The following is a 14140-nucleotide window of genomic DNA, read 5'->3' as shown; positions in this document are numbered from 1 at the left end:
TCTATGCTTAATCAAACTCGATGAATTCATTAAATAATACAATACTAATTATATGTAAAATAATGTGCGTGTCAATTAAATTGACATAAACATTGAATGGTTGTATAGTAGTTGGTGTTGTAATTTTGAGCAAATATTAATTAATTAAGCTTTTGAAAGGGGCATATATAATGCATAATATTCCTGCTGTTGATGCTAATGGCAAAAAGTATAATCGAACCATGTTTGTCATTATTCTTTTGGTTGGAACTTTTTGTACGGTTTTAAACCAAACCATTTTGTCAACGGCTTTTCCAACATTAATGCGTGCCTTTAATGTTAATACCTCAACCGTTCAGTGGTTAACCACCGGATTTATGATGGTTAACGGAATTTTGATTCCGGTTAGTGCCTGGTTGAGTGGACGTTTTAACACTAAATGGCTGTACTTATCAGCAATGATCATCTTTGAGATTGGAACGGTGGGGTCATGGATAGCTCCAAGCTTCTGGTTTTTATTTGGATCACGTTTGATTCAAGGTGTTGGAGTTGGTATTGCCATGCCATTACTTCAGACTATCATGTTGTCAATTTTTCCAGCAGAAAAACGGGGCACTGCCATGGGACTTGCTGGAATCGTCGTTGGTTTAGCGCCTGCCATTGGGCCAACTTTGTCTGGATGGGTGATTGATACTTCATCTTGGCGAAATTTGTTTGGGATTATTGCTCCCATTGTTGCCATAGTCATTGTTTTAGGACTGTTTTTTGTTAAACCAGTTCTTCCAACTAAGAAGAGTAAGCTAGATTATCTCTCATTAGTTTTGTCTACCATTGGTTTTGGTAGTTTACTTTATGGATTCTCGTCAGTTGGAAATGACGGTTGGGGAAGTCCAACTGTTATTTGGGGATTAATTATTGGAATCATTTTTATTATTCTCTTTGGCTGGCGTCAACTGGTCATGAAGAACCCGTTCTTGAATTTAAATGTTTTTAAATCACGTGAATTTCGACTTGGAACCATTGTCAGTGCGGTGGTCTTCATGGGAATGGTCGGAGTTGAAATGGTCTTACCTCTCTACTTACAAATTGTTAGAGGGATGAGTGCTTTTCATTCCGGATTGACTCTATTACCCGGAGCACTTTTAACCGGATTTATGAGCCCAATTACTGGAAGACTATTTGATAAGTTTGGGGCCCGTCGTTTAGCAATGGGTGGATTGTTCTTATTGACGGTTGGAACTTTTCCATTTTTATTTTTAACAAAGGATACTCCAACCATTTACGTTGTTATTTTGTATGCGATTAGAATGTTTGGGGTGGCAATGTCCATGATGCCAGTAACGACATCTGGAATGAATGCTCTTCCAGTTTCTGAAATGGGACATGGAACTGCTGCTAACAATACCTTTAGACAGGTTTGTGGATCAATTTCAACGGCCGTTATGATTTCAATTCTAGCCAACGTTACTACCAATAATATGCCAGCAAAACACTTACTTAAAATTAATCCATTGGCATATCGAGCTGGAGCAATTAACGCTAATTTGAAAGGATACATGGCAGCCTTTGGAGTCGCATTCTTAATCTCATTAATTGCCTTTCTTTTGACGTTTGCGTTGAAAAAGGGTCATGTTACTGAAGATCCTGTTTTTGAAAAGGGAGGTAAAAAATAATGATATTTATCTTACTAATTATTTTTGTAATTGCCTTTTTCTTAACGTGGAATTTGATTGCTAATAAAAAAGTGGCAACCTCTTTAGGCCTTATATTTGCTACTTTGATTATCATTACGATTGGTCTAATGATTGCCAATTACCACAATCACTTTGGGATGGAAAAGAAGACCACGGTTAAGACCACTTCGTTTACATCAGTGAACAATCAAGCCAACATGATATTGTATAAGAAGATTGGTCAGACTAATGATAAAGTTGTGATCTACAAAAAGAATGTAAGTCAAAAGAAGCCAACCGTAACACCTGCGATTGACACTACGAATGAAATCAAACCAGGTGGCGATTCAAACAAACTGGTTACGAAGAAACAAGATTGGGTCTACAAAAATAAATTTTACAAAGTCTTCTTCATGTTTGCTCAAAAAGAAGCCTTTATTAAACGTACGAATACTTTCCACGTAAAATCAGGTTACATGGTATTCACACCTGAACAAGCTAAAGCATTTGGGAAGGCCATGAAACAAGAGGCTGCTCAAATGAAGCAGTCACAACAAAATCCTGAAGCTCAGCAACAGATGGCTGCTTCTGGGAAACAGTTTGTAGCAGCTAAGATACAACAAGCTATGGCCGAAAATCCAAAGATGTCACCAAAGGACCAAGCTAAGCTGCAAAAACAAGCTGAGAATGAATTTAAGGCGCAAATGCAGAACAAAGCTAAAAATCAGATGGAACAAAAGGCAATGGAACAAGCTTTAAAAGTTAACTAGATAAAAAATGATGCTCAAATTTTGAGCATCATTTTTTATTGCTGTTTTTGGATTTTTTCAAGTTCTTGGTATTGATTGTTCATCCACTGCATGTAATTCTGGCCCTTTGGAGCAGTCTCTGAGACGTTTAAAATAGGAACATGATGTGTTTTAGCGTACTTAACCATTTGCGTTACCACCGGGCTATCGGATTGAGTGTTATTAACAAAGAAAGCAATCTTATGGTTGCGCATGTCACTTTGCAGGTTAGAAATGTCACTGACTGAAGGATCGACGCCCTTTTCGATCGCATTTGAGAACCCGTAGTCCTTAAGTTTGTAACCAAGGGCTGAAAGTGAGTAGTCAAAGACGGGCTCGCTGGTAGCAACTGATTGACCGTGTGAATTCTTTGATAACTGCTTGATTAACCGTTGCGTTTGGCCCCATTCATTTTTGTATGTTTGCGCATTTTCCTCAAAATATCCACGGTGATCCGGATCAATCTTACTGTAGACGGTAACTAGATGATCAACCAAATGGTCCATGGTAGTTGGTTTATACCAAATGTGTTCGTTGTCGCCATCTTTTTTATGCATCAATTTGCCAACGTTTACGTCTTGTTGATGATCGTTTCCAGCGTTTTGAATTAATTCGTTCATCCAATCGTCATAACCAATTCCATTTGAGATGACCACGTTTGCCTTGGCAACTTCTTTCGCGTTGTTAGTTGTTGGTTCAAAGTCGTGTGGATCAACGTCTGAATTGATGATGGACGTGTTGTGACCATACTTTCCGACGACTTGTTGGGCAGCATCACCATAGAAGTTCACCGAACTCACAATCTGAATTTTCTTTGGGTCATTGGCTGCCGATTTGTGACAGGCTGTGAGTGGAATCATCAGTAGTACGAGACAAGTGACTAGGAGGGAAAGTTTAAAATGTCGTTTCATATTATCGTCCTTTTCTAATCTTTATGAATTCTATCCTAGTGTACCATTTTTGGTGTGGTAAAATAGGAATGCCATTCTAGCTCAGTAGGTAGAGCATTTCCATGGTAAGGAAAAGGTGCCGGGTTCGACTCCCGGGAATGGCTTATCGGTTATTTTCATAGTTTAAAACTCTCACTACGTAATCGTAATGAGAGTTTTTTTATTCAGCTGTTGAATTTTTGCTGACTTTAATTAAATTATCACTGATGGCTTGTTTGGGGATCAACGGGGAAACTTCGCCTTTACACAACAGGGTTAACGAATGCATGGCTCGCGTCAGAATTGTGTAAAGGACTCCAAGTGAGTGCTGATCAGGGTAATTCTTTTTTGAGACGTCCCAGGCAATGACCGAATCAAATTCGAGTCCCTTGGCCAAGTAGACGGGAAGTACGACAACTGGTGAAGTCATATCTCGGTCACTATCTTTTAATAATGTAGCATCATAGTGAGCGTTGACCTTTTGATAAACTTGTTTGGCCGATGTGGCATCCCTAGTAATGACCGCGACGGTTTCGTGTTTTTTAAGTTGGTCACTAATAACATTAAAAAGGGTTTTAGTTAGTTCTTCTGATCCATCTTTAACGATTAGCTCAGGCTTTTCTCCATTTCGATTGAAGGCCTCGATGTTATTTCCATCTGGTAGTAATGATTTGGCAAAGGACGTGATGGGATAGGTTGAGCGGTATGAACGATTCAGCTGAATTAGCCGGGAATGTTTACTAGGGATGGCATCATTAAGCTTGTCCAATAACGTTTGGGCTGACTCGACATCCTTGAAAATGGCCTGTTCACTATCACCAATCAGGTTGAACTTAGCTCTCGGAAAAATGAGCTTGAGATACATAATCTGGGCAATTGAGTAGTCCTGAATCTCGTCGACGAAGAGGTATTTAATGTTAACGTTTTTATTTTCCCCACTGAAACGATCCCTCAGATACAGTAATGGGGCAGTGTCGTCCAAACCAATTTGGTGAAATTCAATGTGATTTAGGAAATCATTTTTGCTTTGTTTAAAAGCATCTGGTTCAACATTTTCAGGCAACTTAACGTGGTCAAGAAAATCGGCGTATTGAACGTACGGATCGAAAAACTCATCGTTGTAGATAGCATCGTACACGGTACTAAGTCGATCTTTAACTAGTTGCGTGGCAATGTAGTTTCGTTCATCGTCTAGTTCCTCAAAGTCATTTAAGTGTTTTTCTCCCAGAAGATTGTGGTACTGTTCTTCGCTCATGGTGTCGATAATGTCAGCGACCCATTTTTTCTTAGTTTCATCGTGAATACGGTTCTTCAGTCTCTTGATTAAGCGGTTCTTCGTTTGCAGAAGTTTTTCACTACTGGTCATCCCACTGGGTAGACTAGCGTAAATCTCACGAATTTCCTTTTTAGAAAAGTAAACTTCACCATTAAAGTGAATATCATCGAACTTGATTTGATCAGAGGTGAGATTTTGGACGTAGTTTTCAATCTGATCAATGAAGTTCTGACTATTTTTGAATTCGCGAAGTTTAGAATCAGAATCATGATCAGAAGCTTCGTAACGTTGAAAAAGGGTCTGAACCTTCATGCCCTCAAGTCGGTGGGCAAAAAATTCAGCTAACGTAACCTGACGCATATTACGTTCCCCTAAACTTGGTAGTACGTCCTTGATGTAGTTACTAAAAAGAAGGTTGGGAGAAAAGAGTAGGATTTGGTCAGCATTTAAAGAGTCCCGACTGTGATATAACAGAAAAGCAATCCGTTGTAAGAGTGCTGAGGTCTTTCCTGATCCAGCTACTCCTTGAACGACCAACAGATTACTGGTGGTATCTCTAATAATGTCATTTTGTTCGTGCTGAATGGTAGCCACGATGTTTTGCATCTTTTCGTTGTTTTCATCACTTAAGGCACTCTGTAAGAGTTCGTCACCAACCGTTTCGTTGGTATCAAACATGTTGATGATCTTGCCGTCTTTAATCTGGAATTGACGTTTCTTTAGAAGGTCAGTGGCTTGTTTACCGTTGGGAGTATCGTAAGTGACTTTTCCAAGCGTACCATTATAGTAGACACTTGAAATGGGAGCCCGCCAATCATAGATTAAGAATTCACCGTTTTTGTCGATGAAAGACACCTTCCCAATGTATAGGTGATCAACGTCAGAAAAGCCCTCGTCTGAGATGTCAATTCGACCAAAATAGGGTGATTTTTTAAGGTCCTGATAAGTGGCTAGTTGGCCCTCAACAATGGCTTGATCCTCAACCACTTTGTTAGTTAAACTTCGCTGTTGTTGCAGGTCAGCGCTGGTTTCGATTCGGTCATCAGCTTCCAAATAATTTGCGGATGTGTTAGTCCCGTAGTCTTTTTGAACTCGTTGAGTTTCTGCCTTGGCTTTTTGATATTCGGTTTGGGTGTCTTGGATTTTTTCGTCCAACTGGGAACCAACCCAGGTGACCCGCTCTTGCTCTTTGTTTTTTTCATCCTTATTCAAGTGCATACTCCTCCCTTTAATTCGTGAATAATTCTAATTTGAAAAGCCGGTACTGTCAATTTTTTCGTGCTTTGACAACCCGTCATAAATCGCATAAAATGAAATTAATATGTATTTAGTTTAGTAAGTAGTGGAGTCAAATAACAGAGAGGCTATGTTTACTGAGATTAGTCAGACGACACGAACTGGATAATGGGTAACAACCTTATAGTTTAAGTGGCAGAGAAATCTCTGCAATTTAGGTGGTACCACGTGCAAGGCGTCCTATTGATTATTCAATAGGACGTTTTTTATTAAAGAAAGGAAAATTACTATGGCAAAAAAAGAAATCGTGTTAACTGGTGATCGTCCAACCGGAAAACTTCATATTGGACACTACGTTGGTTCGTTAATGAGCCGTTTAGAATTGCAGAATTCGGGTAACTACGACCCATTCATCATGATTGCTGACATGCAGGCCTTGACCGATAACGCTCGTGATCCAAAGAAGATTCAAAACAGTCTGCTGCAGGTAGCCTTGGACTATCTAGCGGTCGGACTTGATCCAAATCAATCAACGATCTTTGTCCAATCTCAGATCCCAGCCTTAAATGAACTAACCATGATTTATCTTAATTTAGTAACGGTTTCCCGATTGAAACGAAATCCGACCGTGAAAACTGAGATTAAACAGAAAAATTTTGGTGAAAGTGTACCAGCTGGTTTCTTCATCTATCCGGTCAGTCAAGCCGCTGACATCACCGCCTTTAAGGCAACCGTGGTTCCGGTTGGAGAAGATCAAGAGCCAATGATTGAACAAACCAGGGAAATTGTCAGAAGTTTTAATAGTGCCTATCACAAGAACGTATTGGTTGAACCACAAGGTTTCTTTCCACCGAAAGGCATGGGGCGCATTCCCGGCCTCGACGGAAATGCCAAAATGAGTAAGTCGCTTAATAATGCCATTTACCTTGCTGACGATGCTGATACCATTAAGAAAAAAGTGATGTCCATGTACACGGATCCAAAGCACGTTCACGTTGATGACCCAGGTCAAGTTGAAGGAAACACGGTCTTTACGTATCTGGATATTTTCGCTCACGACAAGCAAAAAGTTAGTGAACTTAAAAAGCAATATCAACACGGTGGTCTTGGAGATGTTAAAATTAAGTTGTATTTAAACGAAGTTTTGCAAGATGAACTCAAGCCAATTCGACAACGTCGAGAAAAGTTAGCTAAGGATCCTGAGTATGTGTACAGGGTCTTAAAAGACGGAAGCGACGCGGCTAACATTGTTGCAGAAAACACCCTTGAAGAAGTTCGCGATGCCATGGGGATTAATTATTTTAAGTAGATAAATTGTCATAGCACCAAATATGAATAAATACTTGAGGAGGAGAATCGAATGGAGAACTTTGTTATCATTGATATCGGTTCAAACTCAGTCAGAATGGCAATTTATTGCATCGATTCCGATGGAAGTTATCATGAGATTAAACGCGTTAAGAACGATACGAGATTGTCTGAGGGAATCGGACAAAATAACATTTTACAGATAACTGCAATGAATCGTACGATCTCGGCGCTTCGATCCTTTAAGTCAGAGTATTCAAAGTATAAAAACGTTGTGGTTCGTGCCATTGCTACGGCAGCGGTGCGCCAAGCTCAAAATCAAAAGGATTTTTTACACAATGTTTATAAGCAGCTTCACATTAAGATCCGCGTGTTAACCGGCAAGGAAGAAGCTTACTATGATTATCTAGGAATCTCTGATCGATTGGCGGTTAAAGATTATCTCTTGATGGATGTTGGTGGTGCTAGTGTTGAAATTATTCAGGTTAGAAACCAAAAAGATATCCATTGTATCAGCGTTCCCATTGGGGCAGTAAAAATTTCGGAACAATTTCATTTGATTAACCAGGTGACTCCAGCTGATTTATTTGCGGCTGAGTCTTATGTTATCGAAGTGTATAGTCGGATTCCTTGGATTAAGAAGCCCCTTCATTATCCGATTGTTTTGATTGGTGGAGCTGCCCGCGCAATTGCAAGAATTAATCGGCAGTACCAACATTTAAGCCATGTTGATCACATCCAAAATTTTCAGTTAACCAGAAAACAGGTCAACAGTACGATGGAAATGTTTCTGAGTAAGACTTTGGCTGAGCGTCAAAAGATTAATGGGCTTGAAAACGACCGTGCCGACGTCATCATTGGTGGTTCCCTTTGTTTAACTGTCATGATGCATTTTATTGATTCCAAGCGGGTCATTTTCTCAAACGGTGGCGTGCGCGAGGGACTGATTAATGAATACATTGAGAATAGTCCTCATTTTAGAAAATAGGTGTCATTTTGAACGATTTTAATGGATTTTATAAAAAATCATATCAAAAACGGTTACAGCAGGTTGCCAAATTTGCCGATCTTGATCGAACACAACTTGATGTGATTGAAAGTCACTTCGTAGATGCTAGTAGCCACATGATTGAAAACTACCTTACCGACTACGGATTGCCAGAGGGGGTTGCAACTAACTTTGTAATTAACGGAGTCGAACATTTAATTCCGATGGTGATTGAAGAACCCTCGGTCATTGCGGCCGCTAGTAACGGCGCCAACATGCTTCGTGTTGGTGGCGGCATTCAGGCTAAGTCTCAGAGTCGCATCTTGACTGGTGAAGTCATTTTAGGAGTCTCGGATCCGGTTCAATTTACCGAATGGGTTGAAACTCATCGAGTTAAATTAATGCAGGTTGCACACGATGCTCATCCCACAATTGATAAATACGGTGGTATACACGATTTGACCGTCTCACCTCTTTACGATCATTATCTGGTGATTGAACTGTTCGTTGATGTCGGTGATGCGATGGGGGCTAACATCATGAATTCGATGCTTGAGGCTCTTTCGACATACATTGAAATCAACACTAGTCAATCATCTTTAATGAGTATTTTATCGAATTATGGGGATAAAAATTTGGTTACAGCATCAGGAACCGTTCCGTTTCGGGCCCTAAAACGAGGTCAATTGGACGGAAAAAACGTTGCTGAAAAAATCGCAGAAGCCTCATTAATTGCAAATAAGTACCCAAAACGGGCGGCAACTCACAATAAGGGGATCATGAATGGGATTGATGCGGTTCTCGTTGCCACTGGTAATGACTGGCGCGCCGTTGAAAGTGCGGTTCATTCCTATGCCGCAAGGGATGGTCAGTATCGTGGAGTTAGTCAATGGCGAGTTACTCCTGACGGATTAAAGGGAGAAATTACCATTCCGGTACCCTCAGGAATCATTGGTGGTGCAACTCGGCTCTTTTCAATGAGTAGGATTAACTATCAAATTTTAAACGTTAGCTCTGCCATGCAGTTCATGGAGGTGATTGCTTCTGTGGGATTAGCACAAAACCTGGCAGCCCTAAAGGCGCTTGTAACCGATGGGATTCAAAGAGGTCACATGAACCTTCAGATGAAATCACTCGCCATGTCTGCTGGAGCTTCCAGTAAGAACTTGGACATGGTGATTAACGCATTAAAGAAATTACCAACAAATCAAAGAAACTTAGAAAACGCAAAACAAATTATAGAAGGGAAGTTTGGATCAGATGGCCGAAAATAATGATAATGTGCAATTAAGTAAGACGACGCAAGGCTTAATTAACGAAGTCAGTCACTTTTTTCCGGGGGATGTTGAGGTTCAATTTATTGGCAACTTAAAGTCCGGTTATGTGCGACATGACCAAGCGCAAGTCGTGCAAGATGGTGATCGACTTTACGTGCAGATTAGAGATCTAACCGAACCGGATTTTACTGCTACTCATGAGTTGTTACACTTGTTAATGACCTTGCGCGGGTTCCCACAAATTTATTTCCCACTCACTAGTGGTGACAAGCAACTTGACGAACAGTTGATGTACATGGGAACCGAATTGTACGATGATGTGTGTCACTTTGTCGTGTATGCTGAACAGCGAAAACACGGTTTAGTTGATGAAGCGATTGAAAAAGAATATGTTAAGGGTGTCAGACAGACGATTACCCCTGAGTCTGGGAAGGTCGACGATGAAATGCCATTACGATTAGTGACCATTTTGGATGCCATGATTTTTCTTGGCGACCACTTTGATCAGTACGAAGACGTATTTCAAACGAGTTTTCCCATTTCTTTAAAGGCCGCTAAGGAACTTTACGCAATGCTTGCTGAGAAGCCGGTGGACTCACCATTTACCCTCAGACGCGATGTGGTCAAACTATACCGTGATTTTGACAAACAAATGAAGAACTGGGGACTACCAGCTTTACAATTAAATGATTTTGTGATGCTAACGGCGGTCTTCTCAAAGCGCCAACTCGGTTTGCAAGTGAAACAGGTTTTTAACCTTTATCACTCAGAATTAAAGGAGACCAAGACTAACAAAAGAGCGTACGTGGGCTTTACCAAATCGGATGACCAAAATTCGTTTGTGACAAGTGGTCCAGCTGGTAAAAAGGCAAGTGAAGACTATTTCAAAGAACTATATTCAAAGACGGTTAAAGAGTTGTATCAAGACTTACGGATTCCATATTTATTGAGATAAGGTGACAATATGAATCAAGATAATATTCAAGAAAAGTTTGATAATGCTAAAAACATCGTATTTTTAACGGGAGCCGGAATCTCTACCCCTTCTGGAATTCCCGATTATCGTTCTAAGGGCGGATTGTATACGAATGACAAGAGCAGTAAACCAGCGGAATATTACTTGAGTCACGACTGCTTAGTAAATGAACCTGAGGTATTCTACGAGTACGTCAAAAAGAACATGTACTATCCAGATGCTCAACCCAACGTTATTCACAAAAAGCAGGCGGAATTAACCCGTCAAAATCGGGCTAGTATTATCACTCAGAACGTTGATAATCTGTACGAAAAAGCTGACGCAAAGAACCTGAATGAGTTTCACGGTAACTTGTATGATATTTACTGTCAAAAATGTGGCAAACACGTTGATTATCATGAATATATGAAGAGTATGTATCATCAAAACTGTGGTGGAATTTTGCGCCCTAACATTGTTTTATATGGTGAGGGAATTAATCCTCAAACAATTGAAAATAGTGTTCGATTGATGAGTCAAAGTGATCTAATTGTGATCGTTGGGACTTCAATGCGAGTCTATCCGTTTGCCGGATTACTTGATTACCGTAATCCTAGTGCCGATGTGATTGCGATTAACCAAGAGGCACTTAATTTTCCGTTTCCGTTCACCATGGTGCAAGAAGATGCCGTTGATTTCTTTGATAAACTGAAAGTATAGGTGGTAACGTGATTTTAATTGGACTGACAACCTGGTCTGATCATCCATCACTGATTAATGGGGAAGATCGCAAAGTTACTTTATCAGAATATGCGGAACATTTTCCCGTTGTTGAGGTTGATAATCCGTTTTACGGCATCCCTAAGATTAAGACGGTGGAGAATTGGCAAAAGCAGGTTCCAAACAATTTTCAATTCATCTTAAAGGCCAATTATTTGATGACCAAACATCATTTGCCACAGTTTGGTGAAGATAATGAGCAGGTTAGAAGGGAGCAATTTATGCGGTATGGTGAGATGGTTGCGCCACTAGTAGATGGTAATCAGTTGGCATCCGTTTTATTTCAGTTTCCACCGTACTTCCGTTTAAACAATGATAACATTAGGTACCTTCGACTAGTTCGTGAGTGGATGGGAAGTTTACCCATCTCAGTTGAGTTTCGAAATCCTAGCTGGTATGGTGATGAAATCTCAAATGATGTCCACGATTATCTAAAGAGCCTCAAAATGAGTGAAGTGATCGCTGACGAGCCCCATAACCTGTCAGATGGCGTGCCCTTTGAACCCGTTGTTACGGATAAGAATTTCGTCATGCTTCGACTGCACGGTCAAAACCAAAAGGGCTGGTTTGAAAAGAGCTCCCAGTGGCGTAAGAAACGGACTCTGTACCGTTATAACGAAGAGGAATTAAAGCATTTTGCCGAAGTTGTTGATGATCTACGCCAAAAAGCTAAGGTAGTTTGCGTCATTTTTAATAACAATTCTGGTCATGATGCGGCTGACAATGCCCTTCAGTTAAAAAAGATTTTAGGATTGAACTTTGGTGGGTTAGCTCCCATGCAACTCGATCTATTTTAAAGGGCAAAAGTAGTATAATATTGGTACGATTTAATTTGTACGATAGGAATAAAGGAGCGAATTGGGATGGCTGAAAAACCAACATATTACATTACAACACCAATTTATTATCCATCAGGAAGGTTACACATCGGGAACGCTTATACGACGGTTGCCTGTGACGCACTGGCTCGTTTTAAGCGGGAATCTGGCTACGACGTGTTTTATTTAACCGGAACCGATGAACATGGACTAAAAATTGAACAAAAAGCAGAAAAGTTGGGTGTTGATCCTAAAAGTTACGTTGATAAGATGGCCACTCAAATATCTGACTTGTGGGCTAATTTAGATATTTCTAACGACGATTTCATCAGAACCACTGATGATAAGCACGTAAAAGCCGTGCAAAAAATATTTCAAACGTTACAAGACCAAGGTGACATCTATCTTGGACAGTATTCGGGATGGTACTCGGTTTCAGACGAAGAATACTTTACCGAATCACAATTAGCAGAGGTTTATCGTGATGCTGAAGGCAACGTGATTGGCGGAAAAGCCCCATCTGGACACGAAGTTCAACTTGTTAACGAAGAGTGTTACTTCTTTAAGATGAGTAAATATTCTGATTGGTTAATGAATTACTACAAAGAGCATCCTGACTTCATTGAGCCGCATTCTAGAATGAACGAAATGGTTAACAACTTCTTAAAACCAGGTTTGGATGACTTAGCGGTTTCGAGAACCACCTTTAAGTGGGGAGTTCCCGTTAAGTCAAATCCTAAGCACGTGGTTTACGTATGGATTGATGCTTTGTCAAACTATATCACTGCCCTTGGTTATGACAGTGATAATGACGAGTTGTTTAAGAAATTTTGGCCAGCTGATCTACAGATGGTTGGAAAAGAAATCGTTCGTTTCCATACCATTTATTGGCCAATTATTCTTCACGCCCTTGGTCTCCCACTGCCAAAGAAAATTTATGGCCACGGCTGGCTGACCATGAAGGACGGAAAGATGTCCAAGTCAAAGGGCAACGTAATTTATCCTGAGACGTTAATCGATCGTTATGGATTAGACGCTACCAGATACTATCTGATTAGAGCAATTCCGTTTGCAAGTGACGGGATTTTTACTCCTGAAGACTTTGTTGATCGGGTTAACTATGACCTAGCTAATGACCTTGGTAACTTGTTGAACCGAACGATTGCAATGGTCAATAAATACGAAGATGGCGTAACACCTTCATATCATGATTCTGATGATCAACCGAGTGTTGATTTACAAAAAATTGCTAAAACAACCGTTTCAGAATTTAAACGGTTAATGAATGACACTCATTTATCTGATGCCTTGGCTGAGATTTGGAAATTAGTTTCTCAAACCAACAAGTACATCGATCAGACCGAGCCATGGACCTTGGCTAAGAACAAGGATGACGCAGATGACCAAGTTAAATTAGCAAACGTCATGAGTCATTTGGTTGCCAGTCTGCGCTTGATTGCAATCTTAGTAAGTCCAATCATGCCAAATGCGGCGAATGAAATGTATCGTCAATTAGGTCTTGATCAGATGGATGGGTTTGATATCAAGAATGCCGCTCTTTCTGGACTTCCTGAAAAACAAAAGGTAATTGAGAATGGTGAACCAATTTTCCCTCGTTTAGATCGCGACGTTGAAGTTAGATTCATTAAGGATCAGATGACTCAATCTGACAAAACAAAGGGTCGTTCAGCAATGAAACGTGCTGACCAAAAGAAAGCTTTTGACCCAGAAAAAACGATTTTGAAGTCAGAGAAGAAGACCTTGGACTTTAGTGATTTTGAAAAAGTTGAATTAAAGGTCGCAGAAATTAAAAACGTTGCTAAAGTTGAAAACGCAGACAAATTATTGAAGTTTCAACTTGATGCTGGCGATGACGGTGACCGTCAGATTGTTTCTGGAATTGCCAAGTGGTATCCAGATTTTAAACAGTTAATTGGTAAAAAAGTGATCATTGTTTCTAACTTAAAGCCAAAGAAACTTCGTGGTGAGTTAAGTCAGGGAATGATTTTGTCCGCTGAACAAAAGGACGGTTCAATTAAAGTAGCAACTGTTGACCAAACTTTAGATAATGGCAGTACTTTAGAGTAGTAAAAAAGTTTCACTAGTCAATGATTAGTGAAACTTTTTCGATTA

11 protein-coding genes and 1 tRNA gene are annotated in these 14140 nt (G+C 40.1%); 10 read left to right on the top strand and 2 right to left on the bottom strand.

All coding sequences use genetic code 11. The features are described 5' to 3' along the window. Positions 1-170: 170 nt before the first annotated feature. Together AC6UD8_RS04300 and AC6UD8_RS04295 are read left to right on the top strand one after the other, a co-directional pair. The gene (locus tag AC6UD8_RS04300) at positions 171-1652 is read left to right on the top strand and encodes an MDR family MFS transporter (RefSeq protein WP_500694013.1); all 1482 of its coding nucleotides are present in this window, start codon (positions 171-173) and stop codon (positions 1650-1652) included. Then, entirely contained in the window at positions 1652-2422 is a 771-nt protein-coding gene (locus AC6UD8_RS04295; protein WP_500699629.1) for a DUF4811 domain-containing protein, read from the top strand. The genes AC6UD8_RS04300 and AC6UD8_RS04295 overlap by 1 nt, the downstream gene beginning before the upstream one ends. Positions 2423-2457: 35 nt before the next feature. On the opposite strand, the gene AC6UD8_RS04290 is transcribed toward AC6UD8_RS04295, so the two are convergent. Then, the gene (locus AC6UD8_RS04290) at positions 2458-3351 is read right to left on the bottom strand and encodes a metal ABC transporter solute-binding protein, Zn/Mn family (protein WP_500699630.1); all 894 of its coding nucleotides are present in this window, start codon (positions 3349-3351) and stop codon (positions 2458-2460) included. Positions 3352-3421: 70 nt separating this feature from the next. Between AC6UD8_RS04290 and AC6UD8_RS04285 the strand changes: the two genes are divergently transcribed. Further along, positions 3422-3494: transfer RNA gene (locus AC6UD8_RS04285), tRNA-Thr, on the top strand. Between the two features lie 56 nt (positions 3495-3550). Here the strand turns inward: AC6UD8_RS04285 and helD are convergent. After that, on the bottom strand, positions 3551-5863 hold the full coding sequence (gene helD / locus AC6UD8_RS04280; protein WP_500699631.1) for an RNA polymerase recycling motor HelD: 2313 nt from the start codon (positions 5861-5863) through the stop codon (positions 3551-3553). Between the two features lie 307 nt (positions 5864-6170). On the opposite strand from helD, the gene trpS reads away from it, so the two are divergent. From trpS to metG, 7 genes are all read left to right on the top strand, one after another. Beyond that, entirely contained in the window at positions 6171-7190 is a 1020-nt protein-coding gene (gene trpS / locus AC6UD8_RS04275; protein WP_500694009.1) for a tryptophan--tRNA ligase, read from the top strand. 51 nt (positions 7191-7241) lie between these two features. Continuing rightward, positions 7242-8177, top strand: a complete 936-nt coding sequence (locus tag AC6UD8_RS04270) for a Ppx/GppA phosphatase family protein (protein ID WP_500694008.1) — start codon at positions 7242-7244, stop codon at positions 8175-8177. Between the two features lie 8 nt (positions 8178-8185). Beyond that, complete coding sequence (locus tag AC6UD8_RS04265) at positions 8186-9451, top strand: hydroxymethylglutaryl-CoA reductase, degradative (RefSeq protein WP_500699632.1); 1266 nt, start codon at positions 8186-8188, stop codon at positions 9449-9451. Then, positions 9438-10409 carry an IpaB/EvcA family protein gene (locus tag AC6UD8_RS04260; RefSeq protein ID WP_500699633.1) on the top strand — a complete coding sequence of 324 codons (972 nt, stop codon included), beginning with the start codon at positions 9438-9440 and terminating at the stop codon, positions 10407-10409. Before AC6UD8_RS04265 ends, AC6UD8_RS04260 begins: the two co-directional genes overlap by 14 nt. Positions 10410-10418: 9 nt before the next feature. Further along, positions 10419-11129 (top strand): NAD-dependent protein deacylase, encoded by a 711-nt coding sequence (locus tag AC6UD8_RS04255; protein WP_500699634.1) that lies wholly within the window; start codon positions 10419-10421, stop codon positions 11127-11129. 8 nt (positions 11130-11137) lie between these two features. After that, positions 11138-11986 carry a DUF72 domain-containing protein gene (locus AC6UD8_RS04250; protein WP_500699635.1) on the top strand — a complete coding sequence of 283 codons (849 nt, stop codon included), beginning with the start codon at positions 11138-11140 and terminating at the stop codon, positions 11984-11986. A gap of 66 nt (positions 11987-12052) precedes the next feature. Then, positions 12053-14095, top strand: a complete 2043-nt coding sequence (gene metG, locus AC6UD8_RS04245) for a methionine--tRNA ligase (protein WP_500699636.1) — start codon at positions 12053-12055, stop codon at positions 14093-14095. The last annotated feature ends 45 nt before the right edge of the window (positions 14096-14140 follow it).

Source organism: Fructilactobacillus sp. X1R3C1, assembly GCF_059901545.1.
This window is presented reverse-complemented; position numbering and strand designations above follow the sequence as displayed.

What these genes read in the sequence shown, in the direction of transcription:
- AC6UD8_RS04270 (WP_500694008.1), top strand. Translation starts at nt 7,242, where the DNA reads ATGGAGAACTTTGTTATCATTGATATCGGTTCAAACTCAGTCAGAATG.
- metG (WP_500699636.1), top strand. Translation starts at nt 12,053, where the DNA reads ATGGCTGAAAAACCAACATATTACATTACAACACCAATTTATTATCCA.
- AC6UD8_RS04260 (WP_500699633.1), top strand. Translation starts at nt 9,438, where the DNA reads ATGGCCGAAAATAATGATAATGTGCAATTAAGTAAGACGACGCAAGGC.
- trpS (WP_500694009.1), top strand. Translation starts at nt 6,171, where the DNA reads ATGGCAAAAAAAGAAATCGTGTTAACTGGTGATCGTCCAACCGGAAAA.
- AC6UD8_RS04255 (WP_500699634.1), top strand. Translation starts at nt 10,419, where the DNA reads ATGAATCAAGATAATATTCAAGAAAAGTTTGATAATGCTAAAAACATC.
- AC6UD8_RS04295 (WP_500699629.1), top strand. Translation starts at nt 1,652, where the DNA reads ATGATATTTATCTTACTAATTATTTTTGTAATTGCCTTTTTCTTAACG.
- AC6UD8_RS04300 (WP_500694013.1), top strand. Translation starts at nt 171, where the DNA reads ATGCATAATATTCCTGCTGTTGATGCTAATGGCAAAAAGTATAATCGA.
- AC6UD8_RS04290 (WP_500699630.1), bottom strand. Translation starts at nt 3,351, where the DNA reads ATGAAACGACATTTTAAACTTTCCCTCCTAGTCACTTGTCTCGTACTA.
- helD (WP_500699631.1), bottom strand. Translation starts at nt 5,863, where the DNA reads ATGCACTTGAATAAGGATGAAAAAAACAAAGAGCAAGAGCGGGTCACC.